Source organism: Streptomyces sp. NPDC031426 (genome assembly GCF_055581585.1).
Genome location: NZ_JBVIJE010000017.1, coordinates 66560 through 87760 on the forward strand (window position 1 = coordinate 66560; position 21201 = coordinate 87760).

Consider the following 21201-nt stretch of genomic DNA (forward strand, 5'->3'; position numbering starts at 1 on the left):
CCATGTCCATCACCGATGCGCAACGCGCGTACGACACCGACGTCCTCGTCGTCGGCAGCGGCCCCGCCGGCGGCTCGGCCGCGCTGCTGCTGGCCACCTACGGCATCCGCACCCTGCTGGTGACGAAGTACGGCTGGCTCGCCAACACGCCGCGGGCGCACATCACCAACCAGCGCACCATGGAGGTCCTGCGCGATCTCGGGGTGGAGTCCGAGGCGCTGGCCGTCGGCAGCCCGTCCCAGCTCATGGGCGACACGGTGCTGTGCACCGCGCTCACCGGGCAGGAGATCGGCCGCATCCGCAGCTGGGGCACGGGGCCCGCGTCGGCCACCGAATACGCCGCGACCAGCCCCTGCCAGATGATCGACCTCCCGCAGACCTACCTGGAGCCGATCCTGGCGAACAACGCGGCGGCCCGCGGTGCCAAGGTGCGCTTCGACACCGAGTTCCTCAGCTTCACCCAGGACGAGGACGGCGTCACCGCACTGCTGCGCGACCGGATCCGCGGCGACGAGTTCACCGTGCGGGCCCGCTACCTGATCGGCGCGGACGGCGGGCGCAGCACGGTCGCCGAGCAGCTCGGCCTTCCCTTCGACGGCCGGATGGCCAAGGCCGGCAGCATGAACATCGTCTTCAAGGCCGACCTCACCCGGTACTGCGCCCACCGGCCGAGCGTCCTGTACTGGGTGCTGCAGCCCGGGGCGGAGACCGGCGGGATCGGCATGGGCCTGGTCCGGATGGTCCGTCCGTGGAACGAATGGCTGCTGGTGTGGGGGTACGACATCGAGCAGCCGCCACCGGAGGTGGACGAGGAGTCGGCGCGGCGGATCGTGCGCGACCTGGTCGGTGACCCCGACCTGCCGGTGGAGATCACCTCCACCTCGCTGTGGACCGTCAACCACGCCTACGCCACGACGTATGCGTCCGGGAGGGTCTTCTGCGCGGGCGACGCGGTGCACCGTCATCCGCCGTCCAACGGGCTCGGCTCCAACACCTCCATACAGGATTCCTACAACCTCGCCTGGAAGCTCGCGATGGTGATCCGCGGCGAGGCCGGCCCCGAGCTGCTCGACAGCTACTCCGCCGAACGGGCCCCTGTCGGGCGGCAGATCGTCGAGCGGGCCAACCTCAGCCGGGACCAGTTCGGCCCGATCTTCGACGTACTCGGCATCGGTGGTGGCGGCGACCACGCGGCCATCGCCGGGGGGCTCGCGGCCATCGGCGCGCCGACGCCCGAGGGCGCCAAGAAGCGGCGTCTGCTCGAAGAGGCGATCCAGCTGAAGAACTACGAGTTCAACGCGCACGGCGTCGAGATGAACCAGCGCTATGTCTCCGCAGCCGTGCTTCCCGACGACGGACCCGCCGAAGTCTGGGAAGCGGACAGCGAGTTGGTGACCCGGCCGACCACCCGGCCCGGCGCGAAACTGCCGCACGCGTGGCTCGTCGACGGCCAGGGCGAGCGGCTGTCCACGCTGGACGTCGTCGGCGGCGGCACTTTCACCGTGCTGACCGGCCTGTCGGGCGGCGTCTGGGACTCGGCCGCGACCGCGTGCCGAGCAGAGCTCGGGGTTCCGCTGCGGGTGGTGCGTATCGGGGACGACAACTCCCGTGACGCGTACGGCGAATGGAGCCGCGTCGGCGAGATCGCCGAGGACGGCGTGCTGCTGGTGCGCCCGGACGGCTATGTCGCCTGGCGCCGCGCCACCGCCCCCGGGAGCGCGCAGTCGGCCCGAGGCGAACTCCTCGGCGCACTGCGCCGGGTGCTGGCCCGGTAGGAGAGAAGCAGGATGGACAAGGTGATGGCCACGGCCGCGGAGGCCCTGGCGGACGTGACGGACGGACGGTCGTTCGCCGTCGGCGGCTTCGGGCTGAGCGGCGTCCCCGAGGTGCTCATCGGCGCCCTGTACGACAGCGGGGCGAGCGGCCTGACGGTCGTGTCGAACAACTGCGGCGTCGACGGCCGTGGCCTCGGCATCCTGCTGGCCGCCGGCCGCATCGCCCGGGTCACGGGCTCGTACATCGGCGAGAACAAGGAGTTCGCCCGCCAGTACCTCGCGGGCGAGCTGGAGGTCGAACTGACGCCGCAGGGCACGCTCGCCGAGCGGCTGCGCGCGGGCGGCGCGGGCATCCCGGCCTTCTACACCCCGACCGGCGTCGGCACCCAGGTCGCCGAGGGCGGACTGCCGTGGCGCTATGCCCCGGACGGTTCGGTCGCCGTGGCCTCGCCGCCCAAGGAGGTGCGGTCCTTCGGCGGCGTGGACCACATCCTGGAACACGCCATCACCACGGACTACGCGCTGGTCAGGGCGGCGCGCGGGGACCGCCACGGCAACCTCGTCTTCCGGCGCGCGGCCCGCAACTTCAACCCGTCGGCCGCCATGGCCGGGCGCATCACCGTCGCCGAGGTGGAGGAGCTGGTCGAGCCGGGCGTACTCGGCCCCGACGAGATCCATCTGCCGGGGGTGTTCGTGCAGCGTGTCGTCGCGCTGACCCCCGAACAGGCGGCCGACAAGGGAATCGAGAAGAGGACGGTGCGCGAGCGATGAGCTGGAGCAGGGACGAGATGGCGGCGCGCGCCGCGAGCGAGCTGAAAGACGGCGACTACGTCAACCTGGGCATCGGGCTGCCCACCCGCGTGGCGGACTTCCTGCCGGCGGGCGTCGACGTCGTCCTGCACTCGGAGAACGGGCTGCTCGGCGTCGGGCCGTACCCGTCGCCCGACGAGGTCGACGCCGACCTCATCAACGCGGGCAAGGAGACCGTGACCGTACGGCCGGGGGCGTCCTTCTTCGACTCCTCGCTCTCCTTCGGCATGATCCGCGGCGGTCACATCGACACCGCCATCCTGGGTGCGCTGCAGGTCTCGGTCCGCGGCGACCTCGCCAACTGGGCGGTCCCCGGAAGGATGATCAAGGGGATGGGCGGTGCCATGGACCTCGTGCACGGCGCCGGCCGGGTCGTGGTGCTCATGGAGCACCTGACGAAGGACGGCACCTCCAAGATCGTCCAGGAGTGCACGCTGCCACTGACCGGCCGTGGCTGCGTGGACCGGATCATCACCGACCTGTGCGTCCTCGACGTCACGCCCGACGGGCTCGAACTCGTCGAGGTCGCACCAGGTGTCGCGGCCGACCGGATCGCCGCCCATACCCCACTCCTCGTCAGGCCTGTTGGGAGCAACCGATGATCGAACGACCGCGTGACGTGTACATAGTCGACGCCGTCCGTACCCCCTTCGGCCGCTACGGCGGTGCCCTGGCGGACGTACGCCCGGACGACCTCGCCGCCGGTGTGCTGCGCGCCCTGGTCGACCGCAGCCCCGGCCTGGACCCCGCGCGCATCGACGACGTGCTGCTCGGCAACGCCAACGGCGCGGGCGAGGAGAACCGCGACGTGGCCCGCATGGCCGTCCTGCTCGCCGGCCTCCCGGTCGGCGTGCCCGGCGCCACGGTCAACCGGCTGTGCGGATCCGGAATGGAGGCCGTCATCCAGGCGGCCCGCGCCATCGCGCTCGGCGACGCGTCCATCGCGGTGGCGGGCGGCGTGGAGTCGATGAGCCGGGCGCCCTGGGTGCTGCCGAAGCCGGAGCGGGCCTTCCCGGCGAAGGACCAGCAGCTGTACTCGACCACGCTCGGCTGGCGGATGGTGAACCCTCGGATGCCGGCACGGTGGACGATCCCGCTCGGCGAGAGCGCGGAACTCGTCGGGGCCAAGTACGCCGTCAGCCGGGACGCGCAGGACGCGTTCGCCCTGGCCAGCCACCGCAACGCGGCCCGCGCCTGGCGCGAGGGCCGGTACGCGGGAGAGGTCGTCCCCGTCGAGGGGGTGGACCTGCCCCGCGACGAGGGCATCCGGGACAACACCTCCCTGGAGGCACTCGCCAAGCTCAAGCCGGCCTTCGTCACGGACGGCACGATCACGGCCGGCAACGCCTCACCGCTCAACGACGGTGCGGCCGCGCTGCTGCTCGCCGATGAGGACGGGCTCTCGGCGATCGGCCGCGAGCCCCTGGCCCGGGTGCGGGCGGCGGCGGTGACGGGCATCGAGCCGCAGTACTTCGGACTCGGACCGGTCGACGCCATCCGCAAGGTGCTCGACAAGTCCGCGGTCGCCCCCGGTGATCTGCACACGATCGAGCTGAACGAGGCCTACGCGGCCCAGGCGCTGGCCTGCCTGGCCGCGCTGCCGGAACTCGACCCCGAGGTGGTCAACCCGCGCGGGGGCGCCATCGCCATCGGCCACCCGCTGGGCGCGTCGGGCGCCCGTATCACCGGAGCGGTCGCGCACCAGCTGGCCGCGGCGGGCACCGGCACCGGTCTGGCGGCGCTGTGCATCGGGGTGGGCCAGGCGCTGGCCCTGGTACTGGAGCGCTGAGGGGCGGCCGTGAGGGGCCGCCTCAGCCGGAGCGGCGCAGTGCGGCCGGGGTGGTGCCCAGTCGGGCGCGCATGACCCGGGTGAGGTGCTCCTGGTGGGAGAAGCCGCAGGCGGCGGCCACGTCCGCGATCGGGGTGGAGGTGGTGCGCAGCAGCCGGCACGCGGCCTCCAGGCGCAGCTTGAGCAGGAACTGGTGGGGCGACTGGCCGGTGCTCGCCCGGAACCTCCGGGTGAACTGGCTCGGGCTCAGCGAGGCCGACGTGGCGAGGTCCGCGATCGGCAGCGGTTCGGCGAGGCGCTGGTCCATGAGGTCGCGGACGGCGGCGAGCTGCCGGTCGGACAGCCCGGACCGGTCGGGCGCAGGCGCCTTCGCGCGGACGCCGTGGCGGCGTACGAGCTGCGCGGCGAGCATCCCGGTCAGCTGGTCGGTGTAGGTGCGGGCCGACGGCTCCCAGGAACGGACCGCGTTCTCCAGGGCGAGCACGAGCTGCTCGGCGAGTGGGTCGCTGGTCCCGAGCTCCTCGGTCAGCTCCACGGGCCGTCCGCCGTTCGCGTCGCGCAGGACGTCCTCCGTGAGGTAGGCGTGGATGGTGTCCAGCCGCCCGCCGAGTTCCACGGCGAGACTCCGGCCGGCCGGCTGCAGAAAGAGCCCACCGGCCGGGATGGCCCGTGACCGCCTGTCCGCCCCCTGCCCCCGCCGCACGGTGACGGGGCCGCTGAGGTGCAGGATCAGCAGATGGGTGGGGGCCGGGTCGAAGGCCGCACGGTAGGGCTGCTCCACCTGCGCGGAGAGATACAGCCGGTCCCATCCGAGCCCTGAGCTGCTGTGCCGAGTCCGCACACCGGGCTGTCGCAGGATGCCGACCGTGTCGGCCAGGCCGAGTTCCGTCACGGTGCGACCTCCTCACGACACCCATATGGTTGAAGGATAAACCAGGCGTCGGCCATCGAGAAGGACCCCGGTCGCGCGGGTGACGTCCACGACCGCCGGGACGACCCCGCTGTTTGCCGCCTGCGTCGAACGGGGAACTCTGGCCGGAGCCCGAACGCGTCCCACTGCAGGAGGCATCGATGGTGGACGAGCAGGACGACCGCTTCGACGTGGTGGTGCTCGGGGCCGGCCCCGGTGGCTATGTGGCCGCGATCCGCGCCGCCCAGCTGGGCAAACGCGTCGCCGTCGTCGAGCGGAAGTACTGGGGCGGCATCTGCCTGAACGTGGGCTGCATTCCGACCAAGGCCCTGTTGCGCAACGCCGAGCTGGCGCACATCGTCACCCGCGAGGCGAAGACCTTCGGCATCCGCGTCGACGGACAGGTGTCCTTCGACTACGGCGAGGCGTTCCGACGCAGCCGCAAGGTCGCCGACGGCCGGGTCAAGGGCGTGCACTACCTGATGAAGAAGAACAAGATCACGGAGATCGACGGTCACGGCACGTTCCTCGACCCGCACACCCTCCAGGTGTCCGGCTCCGACGGCGACCCGCGCACCATCGGATTCGACCACTGCGTCATCGCCACCGGTGCCACACCCAAACTGCTGCCCGGCACCCGGCGCACCTCCCGCGTGGTCACCTTCGAGGAGCAGATCCTCGCCGAGGACCTGCCGCAGTCGATCATCATCGCGGGCGCCGGCGCGATCGGCGTCGAGTTCGCCTACATCCTGCACAGCTACGGCGTGAAGGTCACGATCGTCGAGTTCCTGGACCGCCTCGCCCCGCTGGAGGACGCCGAGGTCTCCGCCGAACTCGCCAAGCAGTACCGCAGGCTGGGCATCGACGCGCTCACCTCCACCCGCGTCGACTCCATCGACGAATCGGGCCCCCGGGTCCGCGTCACGGTCACCGGCAAGGACGGTTCCCAGCAGATCCTGGAGGCCGACAAGGTCCTCCAGGCGCTCGGCTTCGCCCCCAACGTGAGCGGCTACGGCCTGGAGAACACCGGCGTGCAGGTCTCCGAGCGCGGCGCGATCGACGTCGACGGCCGCTGCCGTACGAACGTGCCGCACTTCTACGCCATCGGGGACGTCACCGCGAAGCTGATGCTCGCGCACGCGGCCGAGGCGATGGGTGTGATCGCCGCCGAGACGCTCGCGGACGCGGAGACCATGGAGCTGGACTACGCGATGATCCCGCGGGCCACCTTCTGCCAGCCGCAGATCGCGAGCTTCGGCTACACCGAGGCACAGGCGCGCGAACGGGGCTACGACGTCAAGGTGGCAAAGTTCCCGTTCACGGCGAACGCCAAGGCGCACGGCCTGGGCGACGCCACCGGCTTCGTGAAGCTGATCAGCGACGCGAGGTACGGCGAGCTGGTCGGCGGGCATCTCATCGGCCCGGACGTCACCGAGCTGCTGCCCGAGCTGACCCTGGCCCAGCAGTGGGACCTCACCGTCCATGAGATCGCCCGCAACGTCCACGCCCACCCGACGCTCGGCGAGGCGCTCCAGGAGGCGGTCCACGGCCTGGCCGGACACATGATCAACTTGTGACCGACGCCGACACTCCGCCCCCTCGTCTTCGCGGGCTCAGACAGTGGCCTGCGGTTGGGTCGGGCTCAGGTAGTGCACGGCGGTCTGGCCGGCGTGCGGGGCGAGCACACCCTGCAACTCGTCGGCCGCGACCTTGAGGAGGTCACCGTCCCGGTCCGCGCGGAGGGTTTCGAGGACGAAGGCGATGTGCGTGGAGTCCTCGGTGACGCGGGTGCGGTGCGCGTCCCGGTGGTTCCAGTGACGGGTGAGGACGCCGGTGGTGTCGACGTAGACGACCTCGCCCGGCTTGGGGTTCTCGATCGTGCCGGGTTCGCCGAGCGGGGTGAAGGACTCGGTGCCGTCCGCGTGGCGGATGTCCACGTCACCGGTGACATGGGCCAGATCGAAGGCGCCGGCCGGTAGACCGTGCCGGACGGAGACGGAGTTGTAGGAGTCGACGGCCGGGTTGATGCGCGGCAGGCTGCCCTTCTTGGCGAGGCGGCGGCCGAGCGCGTCGACGCTGGGGCGGATACGGCGGGGGTTGGTGCCGAAGGAGCGGTAGGCGGCGTGCCAGGCCTCGATGCGGGGGTCGGTCTCGTCGGCGGGGTGCCAGGTGCCGTCGGCGAGTTGCTGCTCCAGCTCCTCCAGGGCGGCGGCGGTGTGGGGCCAGGGCTCATGGCCGCGCAGGCCGCTTGCGGTGACCAGGGCGATGAGGGTGCCGGGGAAGGCTTCTGCCACGGCGGAGGCGATGCGGAAGGCGGGCATGCGCGGAGGTTCCGTTTCCTGTGTTCGGACGGGGCGGTTCAGGGCTTCCAGGGGCCGATGCGATCGAGGCGGCGCAACTGCTGGCGTGCGGTGGGCACGTCCAGGCCCTGGCCGCGCTCGGTGAGGCGGTCGGCGACGGCGGCTCGGTGCTCGACCGGTTTGTGGTCGTCGTACTTGAACTTGGCCCGCACATCGGTGACTTCCAGGCGCAGGCCGCGGATGCCGGACAGCATCCGGCCGTACGGCGGCTGGTCCGCGGCGACGGGGGCGTGGTCGCCGCCGGGCTGGAAGTGGGCCAGCTGACGGCGCAGCAGATCGGCCTTGGCCTCGGGGTCGTCGACGACATGGGCGCGGCAGGTGAACTGGACGGCCGCGTAGTAGCTGGTGGGGACTCCGTCGGTGGGCGGGGTGCCGGGCCTGGCACGCCAGGGGCCGGGGATGAAGGCGTAGTCGCCTATGACGGTGAGGACGACGTTCGGGTCGTGCTCGATCGCCTGCCAGACCGGGTTGGGCTTGGCCAGGTGGACCAGGAGGTGGTTGCCGTGGCAGGTGAAGTGGGTGGGGACGACCGTGGGCGGGTTGCCCGGCAGGCCGTTGACGCCGAGCTGTCCGAAATCGTGGCCGTCCGCGATCCAGGTCTGCCATTCGGCGTCTTCCAGGGCGGCGTCCCAGGGGTGAACGAGCATGCTCTTCTCCTTGGTTGTGCAGGCCCGCTCAGGTCAGGGCCAGGAGGCTGACGGCCACGGCGGCGGCGCCCAGGCCGACGAGCTGGCCGCGGTCGATGCGTTCGGCGAGCACACCGCGGGCGAGCAGGACCGTGCCGGCCGGGTAGAGGGCGGTGATCACGGCGACGACGGTCAGGTCCCCGCTGCGGGCGGCGAGCAGGAACAGCAGGTTGGCCACCGAGTCCAGCACGCCGGCCGCCGCCGACACGGCGTACGCCGGGCGTTCCGTGCCGAGCCTGCGGCGCAGCAGCCCGGCGGCGGCCAGCGTGACGGCCGAGGAGACGGCGCGGCCGATGATCAGCGGGGCCACGCCGCTGTCGGACGGCGCCTGGTGCAGGAAGACCAGCTGGAGGGCGATGGCGACGCCGGCGCCGAGGGCCAGCAGGAGCGCCGAGCGGGACGGGCGGGCCGAGCCCGCACCGTGCCCGGCGCTGACCAGCACCACCGCGACCAGGGCGAGCGGCAGTCCCACCAGCCCAGCGACGGTCAGCTGCTCGCCCTGGAGCAGGCCGACGGCGACGGGCAGCGCGGCGGAGACCAGCGCGGTCACCGGCGACAGGACGTTCATCGGGCCGAGCGCCAGGGTGCGGTAGAGCAGGGCGAACGCGGCGGCCGAGGCGATCCCGGACGCGGCGCCCCAGGCGAGGGCTCCGGAGCCGAACGAGGCACCGAGCACCGGCCACAGCAGCAGCTCGACCGCGAGACTGGCCGGGGCCGCGACCAGCACGGTCCGCAGCACATGCGCTCTGCGGGCGCCGAGGCCGCCGAGGAAGTCGGCGCATCCGTACGCGAGTGAGCTGCCCAGGGCCAGCAGCAGAGCGATCACAGCACATCCTTGAGGTCAACGGAACGACCACACGGTACAACGGACCGACCATCCCGTGTCAACCGAATGACCGTGCAGTACATTCCAGTACTCAAGGCATAGGTAAGGACGGTGATCAGGTGACCGAGACAGCCGCCGCCCTGCGGTCGGTCGCGCACAACGTCCGGGCGGCCCGCGTCCGCGCCGGGCTGTCCCTGGACGAACTCAGCCGGCGCGCCCAGGTCAGCAAGGGTGCCCTCGTGGGACTGGAGAAGGCCCAGGGCAACCCCAATCTGGCCACCCTGGTCCGGCTGGCCGACACCCTCGGCATCTCGGTGTCCGCGCTGATGCAGGGGCCGCCCGAAGGCCGCGTCCGCGTGGTGTCCGGCGACGCCGTCGCGCCCCTGTGGACCGGAGAGCACGGCAGCGAGGCCCGCCTCATGCTGACGACCTCCGGCCCCGCCCCGGTCGAGGTCTGGCGCTGGCGGCTGGAACCGGGCGAGGAGTATCCGAGCCACCCCCACCAGGCCGGCGTCGTGGAGACCGTCAGTGTCACCTCGGGCCGCATGACCCTGATCGCCGACGGCGCGGAACACACCGTCGAAGCCAGCCAGACCGCCACGTTCGACGGCGACATCCCGCACACCTACCGGGGCGCGGGCACCGAGACCTGCCACCTAATCATGACGGTCCACCTGCCGCCCGGCCCTGCCGCCACCACGTGAAGTACGCCCCCGGCCGACATCCGGGGGCGCACTCGTCTCTGGTTCCGGCCTCAGCGTGAGGTCAGCTTCCACTGATGGTCGGCGGTGCCGTTGTCGTCCCACTGGAGGACCTGGGCGCCGGATGCGGTGCTCATCTTGTCGACACCGAGCAGCAGGCCGCTGTCGTAGTCGGCGATCTTGTAGGAGCCGTCTCCGGACGGGACGAACTGCCAGAGGTGGTCGGCGGTTCCGTTGTCGCCCCAGATCAGGGCCGTGCCGCCGTCGGCCGTGCTCATGTTCTGGATGCCGAGGAACAGGCCGGACTTCTGGTTCACGATCTTGTAGAGACCCGAACCCGCGGTCACCAGTGTCCAGTTCTGGTCGGTGCCGGTGGTCGAGGTCGCCTGGACGACGGGCGCGCCCTGCGCGGTGCCCTCGTTCTGGGTGTCCAGGGCCAGACCGCTGTTCTTGTTGGTGATCTGATAGCGGCCGGCCAGCGAGGTGGAGGTGCCGCTGGGAGTGATCGTCAGGTGGTAGCCGTCGGCGGCGTTCATGCTCACCGGGACGGTGATCGAGCCGTTGGAGACCCCCTGGGCCGCGACACTGGCGGCAGCGCCAATGAGCAGATACGCGGCCAGGAGCACGACCGGGCCGGCCGCTGAGGCCGCGAGGGTGAGGGCGGCGGCCAGGGCGGTGAGCTGGGCAGCCACCAGACGGTTGGGGGCGACGAGGTCGGTGAGGGGCAGCAGAAGCGCGCAGCCGGTCACGCAGCCGGCGAGCGCGGCGGTCGGTACGAGGCCGATCACGGAGAGGGGGACGCCCAGTTCGGCGGCGACGGCCGTGAGCGCGGGCTGGACGGCGTAGTTGTTCGCGATCGCCGTACCGGCTGTGGAGGCGAGGACCAACGTGCCGCCCCGGGAGAGAGGGCGGGTCACGGCTGCGTGCCGCGGCTGATGATCACCGCGTAGCGGCACTCCGTGTCGGTGGTGTTGGCGAAGACGCGCTGGGCGGGCTCGCCGAGTTCTATGGTGTCCCCCGCGCCGAGTTCGTGGACCGTGTCGCCGTCGCGGAAGGTCAGGTGGCCGTCCAGGACCCAGACGACCTGTCGGACGAAGGCGAAGGCGGCGGCCGGATACGGCACCTGGGCGCCCGCGGGCAGGCGGATCTCGGCGACCTCGGCGGGAAAGCGCGGGCCGGTGATCTGGCGGCGCCGGTAACCCGTGCCAGGGTCCCGCCACTCGGCCGTGTCCGCCCCTCGGCGCACACCTGCCCCGCCCTGCGAGTCGTCCGGCGTCCCTTCGGCCAGGGCCAGCAGAGAGGCGATGCTGAGCTGGAACGCGGCCGACAGCTTGCCCAGCACGACGGCGGTGGGGCTGCTCTCCCCGCGCTCGATGCGGCTGATCATGGCCTGCGACACACCGGAGACGTCCGCGAGCTGGGCCAGGGTCCACCGGCGCCGTTCGCGTTCGGTGCGGACTCGGGCAGCGATCCGCCCCACCAGGGGATCTACTATGTTGGACATGAATCCAATATACGAGAGAAGCTCTGCGGCCGTCACCGTCCGCAAGGCGCTGCCCGGTGACGTGGAAGCCGTCCGGGCCATCCGAAACCACGCGATCGAGCACTCCACGGCCCTGTGGACACAGACCCCGCAGTCCGCCTGCGAGAGCGTCGCGTGGCTCGCGAACCACCTGGAGCGGGGCTCGGCGTTCGTGGCCGAGACGGCGGGTGACGTGGCCGGGTTCGCCGTCTACGGCCCCTGGCGGGAACTGGACGGATACCGCCACACGGTCGAGGACTCGGTCTACGTCCGTGCGGACCGGCACGGGCTCGGTATCGGATCCGCGCTGCTGGCGGCGCTCATCGACTCGGCGCGCGAGGCCGGCCACCATGTCGTGATCGCCGGCATCGAAGCCGGGAACGCCGCGTCGATCCGGCTGCACGAGCGGTTCGGGTTCCGGCACGTCGGTACCGTGCCGGAGGTGGGCGTCAAGTTCGGCCGATGGCTCGACCTGACGCTCATGCGGCTGGCCCTCGGCTGAGCCGGCCGAGAGCGGACTCGGCGACGTCACACGGGCAGCGCTCCGGCGGGATGACCGTACTCGCGGCCGCACGCGGTGAGAGCGAGGTGCTCACGCCGTCGAAGGCGTCCTCGGGGAATCCGTCCTGGTGGGGCAGGAGGTAAGCGGCGGCTCAGGTCACCGCACCGCCGCCGCACGACATGGTCCAGCGCTCGTCGTCGGCGTGCGGCTTCCGCATCCTGCCGAGTCTCTTTGTGAGACTGACTACCATCGAAGCATGAGACGAACGTCCTTCGCCAACTGGCCGTGCTCCATCGCGCGCACCCTCGACCTGCTGGGTGACCCATGGACGCCCCTCGTCGTGCGGGAAGCGTTCTACGGCATCCGCCGCTTCGACGAGTTCCAGCAGGAACTGGGCATCGCGCGCAACACCCTCACCGACCGGCTGCGCCGCCTCGTGGACGAAGGGGTGCTGGAGAAGCGGCTCTACGAGGCCGAACCGCCGCGCTACGACTACGTTCTGACGGAGAAGGGACGTGACCTCTTCACCGTGCTGGCCACGATGTCCCGATGGGGCGACCGATGGCTGGCCGGTGACGAGGGCGTCCCGGTGGTGTTCCACCACGATGCGTGTGACCACGACACCACGCCCGAGGTGGTGTGCTCCGCCTGCAGACGACCCCTGGCGGCCGGGGAGACGTCGATGCGCATGGGACCCGGCTATCCGGAGCGGCTCAAGCGCCGGCCGGATGTGCGGCGCCGATTCGGTGCGGCCTGATGAGGGCCGCGATCGCAGTCTTGACATGGTAAGTCTTATGAAGCAACTCTAATTGCCACACCACACCCTGACGGCGAGGAGGCCGGTTGACGTGGAGTGGACGGGCGCGCGCTACGCGGACAAACCCACGGTGGAAGTGAGTACGTGGATCGACGCCCCACCGGACCAGGTCTGGGCGCTGGTCAGCGACATCGCCTTGATGCCGGCCATGAGTGAGGAACTCCAGTCCGTCCAATGGCTCGACGGGGCCGACGGGCCGACGGTGGGCGCCAGGTTCGTCGGCCACAGCAGGCACGAGGCATTCGGCGAGTGGTCCACCACATCGCATGTCATCGAGTGCGAACCCGAACGAGTCCTCGCCTGGGCGGTGCAGGACCCCGCCGCCCCCTCCGCGATCTGGCGCTTCCGCCTTCGGCCCCGCAACGGCGGGACGGAGCTGTCGCAGTGGATGCAGTTGGGCCCGGGACGCTCGGGGCTCTCCGTCGCGATCGACCGGATGCCGGACAAGGAGCAGAAGATCGTGTTCGTACGGCTGCGCGAGTTCGAGCGGAGCATCACCATGACCCTTGGGCACATCAAGAAGCAGGCGGAGGCGTGATGCGCACGGCCACCACCATCGAGGCCTCGGGCGGCGGGAGCTGGACCGAGCAGGCGGACTTCGTCGTCGAGGCGGAGAAGCTGGGCCTGGACATCTGCTGGGTCGCCGAGGCCTGGGGCTCCGACGCCCCCTCCGCGCTGGGCCACTACGCCGCGCTCACCGACCGGATGCTGCTGGGGTCGGGGGTCATGCAGCTGGGCACCCGCACCCCGGCCGCCGTCGCGCAGACTGCCATCACGCTGTCCAATCTCTCCGGTGGGCGCTTCCTGCTGGGTCTGGGAGCCTCGGGCCCGCAGGTCATGGAGGGACTGCACGGGGTGCCGTTCGCCCGGCCCCTGCGCCGTATGCGGGAAACCGTGGAGATCGTCCAGCGGCTGCTGGACGGCGGCAGACTCTCCTACTCGGGGGCGGAGTTCACCATCCCGCTGCCCGGCGGCGAAGCGGTCCCCATGCGGCTGTCGATGCGCGCCGAGCACCCGGTCCCGCTGTATCTGGCCGCCCTGTCACCGGCCATGCTGCGACTCACCGGGGAGGTCGCCGACGGCTGGCTGGGCACCAGCTTCGTACCCGAAGGCGCTGGCGACGCCTACTTCACCCACCTCGACGACGGCCTGACCCGCAGCGGCCGCACCCGCGGAGACCTGGACGTCTGCCAGGGCGCCGAGGTCGCCTTCGCGCCCGACGAGGAGGCCCTCGGCGCGATGACCGCCCGGCGCAAGAAGGAACTGGCCTTCAGCTTGGGCGGCATGGGTTCGGCGTCCACCAACTTCTACAACAACGCCTACAGTCGGCAGGGCTGGGCCGAGGTCGCCGCCGAGGTGCGCGAGCGATGGCAAGCCGGCGACCGGGACGGCGCGGCGGCGCTGGTGACCGACGAGATGGTCCTGGGTACGACGCTGATCGGTACCGAAGCCATGGTGCGCGACCGGCTCCGGGTATGGCGCGCAGCCGGGGTGGACACCGTGCGCCTGTACCCGGCCGGGGAGACGCTGCAAGCCCGGCTCGACACCCTTGCCAGGGCGATAGAGCTGGTACGGGAAGCCGACGGCACCTCCTGAGCACTGCAATCGGACCGCCGCCCACGAGCCACCGGCATCACCCCCCTGGAGCCCGTGTCACGTCTCCTGCGTCAGGCGGGCGGTGAGCAGGGAGCGTTCGGCGGGATTGGCGGTGAGGCGGAGGGCCTGCCGGTCGGCCTCGGTGGCCTCCGCGTCGCGGCCCAGGTCGCGCAGGAGTGCGGCCCGGGTGGCGTGGAACAGGTGGTAACGGCCCAACTGGCCGCCGAGCGCCTCGACCTGGGTCAGTGCGATGGCGGGGCCGTCGGTGTGGCTGACCACGATCGCGCGGTTCAGGCGTACCACCGGTGACGGGTCGACGGCCAGCAACATGTCGTACAGGCGCAGGAGTTGGGGCCAGTCGGTGTCTTTCCAGCTGGGTGCCTCGCAGTGCACGGCGGCGATGGCGGCTTCGATCTGGTAGGGGCCCGGCCTGCCCAGCGCGGCTGCCCGCTCGATGAGTGCGGTGGCGCTGCGGATGCGCCGGGCGTCCCACCGGGAACGGTCCTGGTCGGCGAGCGGAATCAGCCGTCCCTCGGTGTCCAGGCGGGCAGGCCAGCGGGCGGCGTGCAGACGGATCAGGGCCAGCAGGGCAAGGGGTTCCGGCTCGTGGGGCAGTGCGCCGGCGAGGAGGCCGGCGAGCCATTCGGCGTCGTCCACCAGTTCGCGCCGTACCCCCAGGTCTCCCCGGTCTCCCCCGGTGGTGAAGCAGCCCTCGTTGAAGACGAGGTACACCACGCGCATGACCTGGGGCAGTCGTCCGGCGCGCTCCTCCGGCTCGGGTGCGCGATAGGGGATGCCGGCAGTGGCGATCTTCCGCTTGGCCCGGGTCACCCGCTTGGCGAGGGTGGCCTCGGGCACCATGAACGCCCGCGCGATCTCCGCTGTCGTCAGGCCCACGACCGCGCGCAGCGTCAGCGCCACCTGGGCGTCCGGGTCCAGCGCCGGGTGGCAGCAGGTGAAGATGAGCCGGAGGCGGTCGTCGGGCTCGCGCTCGGCCGTCTCGGGCAGGGCCTCGATGCGGGCCGCGAGCTGCGGGAGCCGGTCCTGGAAGCGGGCCTCGCGGCGAATACGGTCGAGGGCCTTGTTGCGCGCGCAGGTCAGCAGCCAGGCTCCGGGCCTGCTGGGCGGACCGGAACTCGGCCAGCGCCGCAGCGCCTCGACGACGGCCTCGCTGACCATCTCCTCGGCCAGGTCGAAGTCGCCGAGGAGGCGGACCAGGCTGGCGGTCAGCCGGCCCGCCTCCTCGCGGAAGACCCGCTCGATCAGTGACCGGGTGTCCCGGGCGCCTGCCGAGTCAGCGCTCGACAATCGGACGCACCTCCACCTTGCCGTCGGGCACCGGAAAGCTCGCGGCCAGCTCCAGCGCGGCGTCCAGGTCGGGTACCTCGACGATCGCGTAGCCGCCGATCGCCTCCTTGGCCTCCAGCAGCGGGCGGTCGATCATGGTGGAGCGGCCCTGCTCGACCACGACCGTGGTCGCGGTCTCGGGTTCGCGAAGCTGCTGGGCGTCGACGATCGTCCCGTCGGCGCGGTGCTTGGTGAACCACTCCATGAGCCGGCCGTAGACCTCGCCGCGCTCCTGGTCGGAGCCCTCTTCCTGCCAGGCGCCGCGGGTCAGCAGCAGCACGTACTTCATGGTGTCCTCCTCGGTCGTCCTTGCCTGTCTACCTTCACGACGAACGAGAAGACGCCGACAGGACAGGACGTCCCGAAAATTTCCGTCGCGACCGTTTCAAGGGGACACCTCCACGGCCGCGTCCGTCTCGCCGGGCGGCTCCGCGGCGCCCGGTCCCGCCCGGTGGACGGCCGATCCGGGTGGCCGCTCCTTGAGCGCGCCGTAGCCGATGAAGTACGCGGGCAGCCGGCGCACCCACCGTGACTCGGCGAGCAGGCGTGCCATGCGCCGGGCCCGCTGCTCGCGTCCGAGGGGCGGCCGGCCCTGCAGGACGGGAGCGATGATGCGGGCGTGAGCCACCCGCTGGAGGGTCTGTGTGACAACCGTGGCAGGACGACGGCGGCGCTGCAGACGACGTACGTCGCGTGGTGCCACCCTGCCTCGCCGCAGTGGCTCGGTGAGGTAGCGGGCGGCGGCCACGGCGTCCTGGACCGCGAGATTGATGCCGATGCCGAAGATCGGGGACATCGCGTGCGCGGCGTCGCCGATGCACAGCAGGCCGGGGCGGTGCCAGCGGCGCAGGCGGTCCAGCCGTACGTCGAGAAGCTTGACGTCGTCCCATGAGCTCAGGGCGTGTGCGCGGTCGGCGATCCAGGGGACGGTCGCGGTGAAGTCGGCCAGGAAGCGGTCGAGCCCGGCGGCGCGGCGCTGTGCGTCGGTGCCCTTGGGGATGATCCCCGCGCACTGCCAGTAGTCGCCGCGGTCGATCATCGCGGTCAGGAAGCGGTCACCGGCGGCGCCGTAGAGCCCCTGCGGATCGCTGTCCCGGCGCGGCAGCCGGAACCACCAGGCGTCCATCGGGCAGGGGAAGCGGCGCAGGCGCAGTTCCGGGCGGGACCGGGCCAGTGATCCGCGGCCGTCGCAGGCGACGGTGAGCAGGGCGCGCAGCTCGCCCGTGCCGCCGTCGGCGGTGCGGTAGCGCACCCCGTTCACCCGTCCGGACTCGATCAGGAAGTCGGTGGCCTCCGTGTTCATCCGCAGCTCGAAGGACGGCTCGCGCCGGGCCTCGTCCGCGAGCAGGTCCAGCAGGTCCCACTGGGGCACCATCGCCACGTAGTTGTAGGGACCCGGCAGGACCGAGAGGTCCCCGACCATGACCGCCGCGCCGTCGGGTCCGATGGGCAGCTGCACGGTGCGGACCCGCCGTTGCGGCAGCTCGGCGAAGCGCTCGGCCAGACCGAGGTCGTCCAGCAGCGCCAGGGTGGAGGGGTGGACGGTGTCGCCGCGGAAGTCGCGCAGGAAGTCGCCGTGCTTCTCCAGCACCGTCACCGGGACCCCGGACCGGGCCAGCAGCAGAGCGAGCACCATGCCGGCGGGGCCGCCTCCCACGACGCAGCATGTGGTCTGTTCCATGGCAGTCCTGCCCTTCACGAGAGCATTAATTCACCATTCGATGAATATCTAGACTACTCCTTCGGACGGATTCCGGCCTCCCGCGGACCGCGCCGCGCCGCGCTCCGGGGCGAGGCGATCAGCGAACGGCGGCTACGGCGCTCCTGCTCGGCGTCTCGGACACACCGCTGTGCCCGAGCTCGGGGCCGAGTCCGAAGTAGTGCCGGAAGTTTTGAAGTTCTCCCCCTCCCTTCGCAAGCTCAGGAAGCGGATTCCCATCTACCTTGCGGTGACAGGTTTGACGGTTCTAGCCGCCTTACGACCGCGCCTTCCGGCGGCCGGGACCTCCACTATGACGTGGCCGATCCGGTACAGGTGCAAGATGTTCCGGGCTGCGTTCCAGTCGGCGTTGCACTGGAAGTTGCAGTCGGGGTTCTTGCATATGAACGTGGTCTGGTCTTCCCTGCTGCCGGGGACGGTGAATCCGCATACTGAGCAGCGTCGGGAGGTGTTCGGGGCGGGAACCTTGACAAGCCGGCCGCCGTAGCGGCTGAGCTTGTACGTCAGCATCGCGACCGTGCGTCCCCACGCCTCTTGTGCGATGGAGCGGTTGAGGCCGGCCTTGGCTTTGACGCTCTTGCCCGGCTCCTCGGCGGTGCCCCGAGCGGACTTGACCATGTTCGTGATGTTGAGCTGTTCGACCACGATCACGCCATACGTACGGGCGAGGTAGGTGGTCGTGCGGTGCTGCCAGTCCAAGGCTCGTCGCGTGGCTTTGGCTCGGAGCTGCTTGATCCGGTCGTAGGTGTGCTGCAAGCGGCGGGAGGCCTTCTCCCCCTTCTTGCGAAAGCTCTTGCGGTGTGCGGCCTGCCGCTCCAGTTCGAGGAGTCTGGCCTTCTCCTTCGAGGTGAGCCACTTGTCCCGGTCAGCGGTGCCGTCCGGCAGGCGCGGCAGGCGCCCGTGGTCCTGGTGGTCTTTGTTGGACAGGGCGAGGGGGATGTTCACTCCGGCGTCGATGCCGACGTCCGGGCCCTGGTGGGGCTGCGGCTTGACTTCGAGGGTCTGGACGCGGAAGGCGATGTGCCAGCCGAGCGCATCTTTGACCAGCCGGGCGCCGGTGATCCGGTTGTCGGTGTTGGCTCGCCTGCCCACGGGGAGGTCTTTGGTCCAGCGGAAGCGGACGCGGCCGATCTTCGGTAGGTTGACCATGCCCCAGCGACGGTGGACGCGGACGATGTTCAGGTCACGGCCCTGCGGGATGTCCACGGACATCACCGTGCGCAGCCGGGCCTTGAAGTTCGGCTCGTCCGTCCGGCCTTCCCAGCAGTTCACCCAGGCGCGGAAGTATGTCTTCAGCACCGCCTGGGATGCCTGCGCGGGCAGCTTGGCGAGGAAGTCGACGTCTTTACGGGCTTCCCGTATCGCCGCATCGGCGGCGGCGAGGGTCCGCTTGTCCTTCGGCACCATCTGCCACCAGGCGTGCAGACAGTTCCACATGGTGCGGGCCGCGTGCGCCTGGTCGTCAATGACCCGGACCTCGCCAGGGCTGAGTGCCAGTCGGGCGCGGTGCCCCAACTGCCGCTTCGCCAGCCCAAGTTCGGTCATATTGATCACTATCCCACACTTGGTTCATTTCGCCACGCTGCAATCCGAATCCCGAGGTCAGAACCGGACATCACGTCGGCGGAAGGCTTTCACCGACGACACGCTGACGCGCCGCGAAGAGATCACGCGGGAGGTCTAGGTCTGCGCGGGCTTCGAGGCCGACCTGAAGCAGTTCAACGGCGAGCACGATCACGTACACCTCCTGGTGCACTACCCGCCGAAGGTTCAGCTCTCCAAGCTGGTCAACTCCCTCAAGCAAGTCTCAGCCCGCCTACTTCGCAAGTAGTACGACGCGCACGTCCGCAGGTACCTGTGGGGAGGACACTTCTGGTGCGGCTCCTACTACGCCGGAAGCTGCGGCGGGGCACCCCCGACCGTCGTGAAGCAGTACATCGAAAACCAGAAGCGCCCCGTGGGCAGCGCTGAACACTGCGCGCCCACGCTCACACGCGGGACAGAGCAGTTCTGAGAAGGCGTTCACCCCCGGCGCAAACCCCGGAGCACCGGCCAAGATCAAAGGTAGATAAGCGGGCTCCAGGCCGCGGGCTCGAGGTGCTGGGTTCCGGGCACCACCAGGCGCGGGTCGGCGTGCACCTTCAGCACCCGGGCCTCGACGATCAGGAAGTCGCCGGCGGCGTCGGTGCCCACCCGGGCGGCGCGGGCCTCCAGCTGGATCGGGCACTCGGCCACCCGCGGCGGGCGGACCGTGTGCGAGGCCTGGGCGTGGAAACCGGCCGCCGTGAACTTGTCCGGCTCGTAGCGGGCGCGGCGGGGTCCGTGCCCGGCCGCCGCGGGCCGGCCGGTGGGCTCGCCCAGGTGCTCGACGGCCGCCCAGTGCCGGGGTTCGGGCAGGCTGATCACCAGCTCCGGCCGGGCCGCCAGGTTCGCACCGGTCTGGCCCTGCCTGCCGAGCCCGAGCACCACGACCTGCCCGAGCGCCCAGGCCGACGAGATCGGCGCCAGGTTGACGGTGCCGTCCGGGTTCTCGGTGGTCAGCAGCACGACGGGGGTGCCGAAGTAGAGGATGCTCGGGGTGATGGTCAGGTGGCCGGCGTTGTTCCCAGCCGGGTGCGGTGCGGTGTCCATGAGGGTGACGGTAGGGCGCCGGCCGTTCGGCGGCAGCCGAACCGTGCACACGCGATCATGGCGGGCTCACTTCTCCGGGTGCTGGCTCCGGATCCGCGCGGCCACCTCGTTCTGCTCGGTCTCCCACCAGGGGCGTACCCGTTCGGGGGCGGCTGTCTGACCGTGGTCCGGGGAGGGTGCCGGGACGGGAGCCAGTTCCGCGTCGAGGCGGCGGTCGAGGGCCGCGGTCTGGACCCGCTCCGCCCGCGCCCACTGGAACAGCAGCGCCAGCAGGAAGGGCAACGCGACCAGCTCGGCGATGCTGAGCATCGCGCCGCCGCCGATCTGCTGGTCGTGCTGGACGTCCGGGGACCAGCTCGGCGCGTGGTGCAGGTACCAGGCGCCCGCGATCAGCGTGCTGTGCGTCATCACCACGACTCCCGGCACCGCGTCGACGATGCCGTCCAGGAACACCAGCGCCGCTCGCACCGGGTGGGTGCACCAGGCGGGCAGCGCCTCTTCGTGGGTCAGCACCGGTACGACGAACAGGCTGCCGGCCGCGAGCAGGTGCAGGTACATCAGCTCGTGCAGCCAGCCCACGCGCAGGGCGGTCTCGAAGTACGGCGTGAAGTACACCGTCAGCTCGGTGCCGAGCACCAGGGCGGTGCTGACCAGCGGGAACGTCAGCACCCGCACCAGGCGGCCGGTCATGGCCCGACGCACTCGCGCAGCGCCACCCTCCGGCAGCGCCTCGACGGCGAGCCGCAGCGGATCGCCGAGGGCCAGGCCAAGGGGTGCGACGAGGTCGAGGAGCATGTTCTGCACGGCGGCCGGCCAGAACAGCACGTGGTCGTAGACGGCAAGGGCGGACATCGTGGCCACCACGAGCGCGCCCAGGCCGAGCAGCGCGAACGCGATCACCCGGGCGGGCGGCCAGGGCGTGCCGCGCCTGCGCAGCCGTGCGACGCCCCAGCCGTAGAGCGCGCCCAAGGCGATGACCAGCAGCAGCGCGGGGACGTCCAGGTGCCACGTGGACAGCAGACGCCCCGTGGTCAGCTCGGGGAGCTGGCCCGCCGACAGTTCGGTCATCGCGTGACCATCCATGCAGATCGTCCTCCTTCGGCTCGACATGGAAGAACCGGCTCGGATCCATGACGGGAAGACGCTAGTCCCCCGAGGCCCGAGGGCGGGCATCGGGGTGCCGCACGCCGGGGTGAAATGCCGGGATCG

The 21201-nt window shown here is 71.1% G+C and carries 22 protein-coding genes and 1 pseudogene; 11 read left to right on the forward strand and 12 right to left on the reverse strand.

The genetic code is table 11. The features are described 5' to 3' along the window. Positions 1-2 precede the first annotated feature (2 nt). Genes ACZ5NH_RS30020 through ACZ5NH_RS30035 form a run of 4 tightly spaced genes read left to right on the forward strand, consistent with a single transcriptional unit; the run spans position 3 to position 4374 of the window. Positions 3-1775, forward strand: a complete 1773-nt coding sequence (locus ACZ5NH_RS30020) for an FAD-dependent oxidoreductase (RefSeq protein ID WP_468779579.1) — start codon at positions 3-5, stop codon at positions 1773-1775. 12 nt (positions 1776-1787) lie between these two features. Next, positions 1788-2546 carry a CoA transferase subunit A gene (locus ACZ5NH_RS30025; RefSeq protein WP_468779581.1) on the forward strand — a complete coding sequence of 253 codons (759 nt, stop codon included), beginning with the start codon at positions 1788-1790 and terminating at the stop codon, positions 2544-2546. Continuing rightward, positions 2543-3187: a CoA transferase subunit B gene (locus tag ACZ5NH_RS30030; RefSeq protein WP_468779582.1), complete on the forward strand. Its 645-nt coding sequence runs from the start codon at positions 2543-2545 to the stop codon at positions 3185-3187. Before ACZ5NH_RS30025 ends, ACZ5NH_RS30030 begins: the two co-directional genes overlap by 4 nt. Beyond that, positions 3184-4374: a thiolase family protein gene (locus ACZ5NH_RS30035; protein ID WP_468779584.1), complete on the forward strand. Its 1191-nt coding sequence runs from the start codon at positions 3184-3186 to the stop codon at positions 4372-4374. Before ACZ5NH_RS30030 ends, ACZ5NH_RS30035 begins: the two co-directional genes overlap by 4 nt. A 22-nt stretch (positions 4375-4396) precedes the next feature. On the opposite strand, the gene ACZ5NH_RS30040 is transcribed toward ACZ5NH_RS30035, so the two are convergent. Continuing rightward, positions 4397-5266 carry a helix-turn-helix domain-containing protein gene (locus tag ACZ5NH_RS30040; RefSeq protein ID WP_388631349.1) on the reverse strand — a complete coding sequence of 290 codons (870 nt, stop codon included), beginning with the start codon at positions 5264-5266 and terminating at the stop codon, positions 4397-4399. Positions 5267-5448: 182 nt separating this feature from the next. On the opposite strand from ACZ5NH_RS30040, the gene lpdA reads away from it, so the two are divergent. Beyond that, positions 5449-6861, forward strand: coding sequence for a dihydrolipoyl dehydrogenase (gene lpdA, locus ACZ5NH_RS30045; protein ID WP_468779745.1), 1413 nt, complete (start codon positions 5449-5451; stop codon positions 6859-6861). A gap of 36 nt (positions 6862-6897) precedes the next feature. Here the strand turns inward: lpdA and ACZ5NH_RS30050 are convergent, their stop codons facing one another. From ACZ5NH_RS30050 to ACZ5NH_RS30060, 3 genes are read right to left on the reverse strand one after another with little or no spacing between them, the layout of a single operon-like run. Next, entirely contained in the window at positions 6898-7605 is a 708-nt protein-coding gene (locus ACZ5NH_RS30050; protein WP_468779586.1) for a B3/B4 domain-containing protein, read from the reverse strand. Positions 7606-7643: 38 nt separating this feature from the next. Beyond that, on the reverse strand, positions 7644-8291 hold the full coding sequence (locus tag ACZ5NH_RS30055) for an FMN-binding negative transcriptional regulator (protein ID WP_468779588.1): 648 nt from the start codon (positions 8289-8291) through the stop codon (positions 7644-7646). A 28-nt stretch (positions 8292-8319) separates the two neighbouring features. Beyond that, positions 8320-9156 carry an EamA family transporter gene (locus ACZ5NH_RS30060; RefSeq protein WP_468779590.1) on the reverse strand — a complete coding sequence of 279 codons (837 nt, stop codon included), beginning with the start codon at positions 9154-9156 and terminating at the stop codon, positions 8320-8322. Between the two features lie 119 nt (positions 9157-9275). Here ACZ5NH_RS30060 and ACZ5NH_RS30065 point away from each other — a divergent pair, with 119 nt between their 5' ends. Beyond that, positions 9276-9860: a helix-turn-helix domain-containing protein gene (locus ACZ5NH_RS30065; RefSeq protein ID WP_468779592.1), complete on the forward strand. Its 585-nt coding sequence runs from the start codon at positions 9276-9278 to the stop codon at positions 9858-9860. 50 nt (positions 9861-9910) lie between these two features. Here ACZ5NH_RS30065 and ACZ5NH_RS30070 read toward each other — a convergent pair whose 3' ends face one another. Further along, on the reverse strand, positions 9911-10774 hold the full coding sequence (locus ACZ5NH_RS30070; RefSeq protein WP_468779594.1) for an RICIN domain-containing protein: 864 nt from the start codon (positions 10772-10774) through the stop codon (positions 9911-9913). Beyond that, positions 10771-11361, reverse strand: a complete 591-nt coding sequence (locus tag ACZ5NH_RS30075) for a helix-turn-helix domain-containing protein (protein WP_468779596.1) — start codon at positions 11359-11361, stop codon at positions 10771-10773. The genes ACZ5NH_RS30070 and ACZ5NH_RS30075 overlap by 4 nt, the downstream gene beginning before the upstream one ends. On the opposite strand from ACZ5NH_RS30075, the gene ACZ5NH_RS30080 reads away from it, so the two are divergent. The 4 genes from ACZ5NH_RS30080 to ACZ5NH_RS30095 all read left to right on the forward strand — a co-directional run bounded on the left by ACZ5NH_RS30080 (position 11360) and on the right by ACZ5NH_RS30095 (position 14294). Further along, the gene (locus tag ACZ5NH_RS30080; RefSeq protein WP_468779598.1) at positions 11360-11881 is read left to right on the forward strand and encodes a GNAT family N-acetyltransferase; all 522 of its coding nucleotides are present in this window, start codon (positions 11360-11362) and stop codon (positions 11879-11881) included. The genes ACZ5NH_RS30075 and ACZ5NH_RS30080 overlap by 2 nt on opposite strands. Before the next feature lie 256 nt (positions 11882-12137). After that, positions 12138-12638 carry a winged helix-turn-helix transcriptional regulator gene (locus ACZ5NH_RS30085; protein WP_468779600.1) on the forward strand — a complete coding sequence of 167 codons (501 nt, stop codon included), beginning with the start codon at positions 12138-12140 and terminating at the stop codon, positions 12636-12638. Positions 12639-12729: 91 nt separating this feature from the next. Beyond that, positions 12730-13236 (forward strand): SRPBCC family protein, encoded by a 507-nt coding sequence (locus ACZ5NH_RS30090; RefSeq protein ID WP_468779602.1) that lies wholly within the window; start codon positions 12730-12732, stop codon positions 13234-13236. After that, positions 13236-14294, forward strand: a complete 1059-nt coding sequence (locus ACZ5NH_RS30095) for an LLM class flavin-dependent oxidoreductase (protein ID WP_468779604.1) — start codon at positions 13236-13238, stop codon at positions 14292-14294. Before ACZ5NH_RS30090 ends, ACZ5NH_RS30095 begins: the two co-directional genes overlap by 1 nt. Positions 14295-14351: 57 nt before the next feature. Here the strand turns inward: ACZ5NH_RS30095 and ACZ5NH_RS30100 are convergent, their stop codons facing one another. The 4 genes from ACZ5NH_RS30100 to ACZ5NH_RS30115 form a co-directional block, all read right to left on the reverse strand. Next, positions 14352-15602: an RNA polymerase sigma factor gene (locus tag ACZ5NH_RS30100; protein WP_468779606.1), complete on the reverse strand. Its 1251-nt coding sequence runs from the start codon at positions 15600-15602 to the stop codon at positions 14352-14354. After that, the gene (locus ACZ5NH_RS30105) at positions 15589-15930 is read right to left on the reverse strand and encodes a YciI family protein (RefSeq protein WP_388631366.1); all 342 of its coding nucleotides are present in this window, start codon (positions 15928-15930) and stop codon (positions 15589-15591) included. The genes ACZ5NH_RS30100 and ACZ5NH_RS30105 overlap by 14 nt, the downstream gene beginning before the upstream one ends. A gap of 96 nt (positions 15931-16026) precedes the next feature. After that, complete coding sequence (locus ACZ5NH_RS30110; protein ID WP_468779608.1) at positions 16027-17322, reverse strand: FAD-dependent oxidoreductase; 1296 nt, start codon at positions 17320-17322, stop codon at positions 16027-16029. Positions 17323-17580: 258 nt separating this feature from the next. Beyond that, positions 17581-18906: an RNA-guided endonuclease InsQ/TnpB family protein gene (locus ACZ5NH_RS30115; RefSeq protein WP_468779610.1), complete on the reverse strand. Its 1326-nt coding sequence runs from the start codon at positions 18904-18906 to the stop codon at positions 17581-17583. Positions 18907-18932: 26 nt separating this feature from the next. Between ACZ5NH_RS30115 and tnpA the strand changes: the two are divergent. Beyond that, positions 18933-19375, forward strand: a pseudogene (gene tnpA, locus ACZ5NH_RS30120) (IS200/IS605 family transposase). Positions 19376-19419: 44 nt separating this feature from the next. Here the strand turns inward: tnpA and ACZ5NH_RS30125 are convergent. Together ACZ5NH_RS30125 and ACZ5NH_RS30130 are read right to left on the reverse strand one after the other, a co-directional pair. After that, complete coding sequence (locus ACZ5NH_RS30125) at positions 19420-19992, reverse strand: flavin reductase family protein (RefSeq protein ID WP_468779612.1); 573 nt, start codon at positions 19990-19992, stop codon at positions 19420-19422. 66 nt (positions 19993-20058) lie between these two features. After that, the gene (locus ACZ5NH_RS30130) at positions 20059-21075 is read right to left on the reverse strand and encodes a cytochrome c oxidase assembly protein (RefSeq protein ID WP_468779614.1); all 1017 of its coding nucleotides are present in this window, start codon (positions 21073-21075) and stop codon (positions 20059-20061) included. Between the last annotated feature and the right edge of the window lie 126 nt (positions 21076-21201).

Bases quoted from the DNA above. Each gene is read 5' to 3' on its own strand.
- ACZ5NH_RS30125 (WP_468779612.1), bottom strand. From the start codon at position 19,992: ATGGACACCGCACCGCACCCGGCTGGGAACAACGCCGGCCACCTGACC.
- ACZ5NH_RS30035 (WP_468779584.1), top strand. From the start codon at position 3,184: ATGATCGAACGACCGCGTGACGTGTACATAGTCGACGCCGTCCGTACC.
- ACZ5NH_RS30075 (WP_468779596.1), bottom strand. From the start codon at position 11,361: ATGTCCAACATAGTAGATCCCCTGGTGGGGCGGATCGCTGCCCGAGTC.
- ACZ5NH_RS30030 (WP_468779582.1), top strand. From the start codon at position 2,543: ATGAGCTGGAGCAGGGACGAGATGGCGGCGCGCGCCGCGAGCGAGCTG.
- ACZ5NH_RS30080 (WP_468779598.1), top strand. From the start codon at position 11,360: ATGAATCCAATATACGAGAGAAGCTCTGCGGCCGTCACCGTCCGCAAG.
- ACZ5NH_RS30085 (WP_468779600.1), top strand. From the start codon at position 12,138: ATGAGACGAACGTCCTTCGCCAACTGGCCGTGCTCCATCGCGCGCACC.
- ACZ5NH_RS30095 (WP_468779604.1), top strand. From the start codon at position 13,236: ATGCGCACGGCCACCACCATCGAGGCCTCGGGCGGCGGGAGCTGGACC.
- ACZ5NH_RS30055 (WP_468779588.1), bottom strand. From the start codon at position 8,291: ATGCTCGTTCACCCCTGGGACGCCGCCCTGGAAGACGCCGAATGGCAG.
- ACZ5NH_RS30115 (WP_468779610.1), bottom strand. From the start codon at position 18,906: ATGACCGAACTTGGGCTGGCGAAGCGGCAGTTGGGGCACCGCGCCCGA.
- ACZ5NH_RS30050 (WP_468779586.1), bottom strand. From the start codon at position 7,605: ATGCCCGCCTTCCGCATCGCCTCCGCCGTGGCAGAAGCCTTCCCCGGC.
- ACZ5NH_RS30020 (WP_468779579.1), top strand. From the start codon at position 3: ATGTCCATCACCGATGCGCAACGCGCGTACGACACCGACGTCCTCGTC.
- ACZ5NH_RS30025 (WP_468779581.1), top strand. From the start codon at position 1,788: ATGGACAAGGTGATGGCCACGGCCGCGGAGGCCCTGGCGGACGTGACG.
- ACZ5NH_RS30130 (WP_468779614.1), bottom strand. From the start codon at position 21,075: ATGGATGGTCACGCGATGACCGAACTGTCGGCGGGCCAGCTCCCCGAG.
- ACZ5NH_RS30110 (WP_468779608.1), bottom strand. From the start codon at position 17,322: ATGGAACAGACCACATGCTGCGTCGTGGGAGGCGGCCCCGCCGGCATG.
- ACZ5NH_RS30105 (WP_388631366.1), bottom strand. From the start codon at position 15,930: ATGAAGTACGTGCTGCTGCTGACCCGCGGCGCCTGGCAGGAAGAGGGC.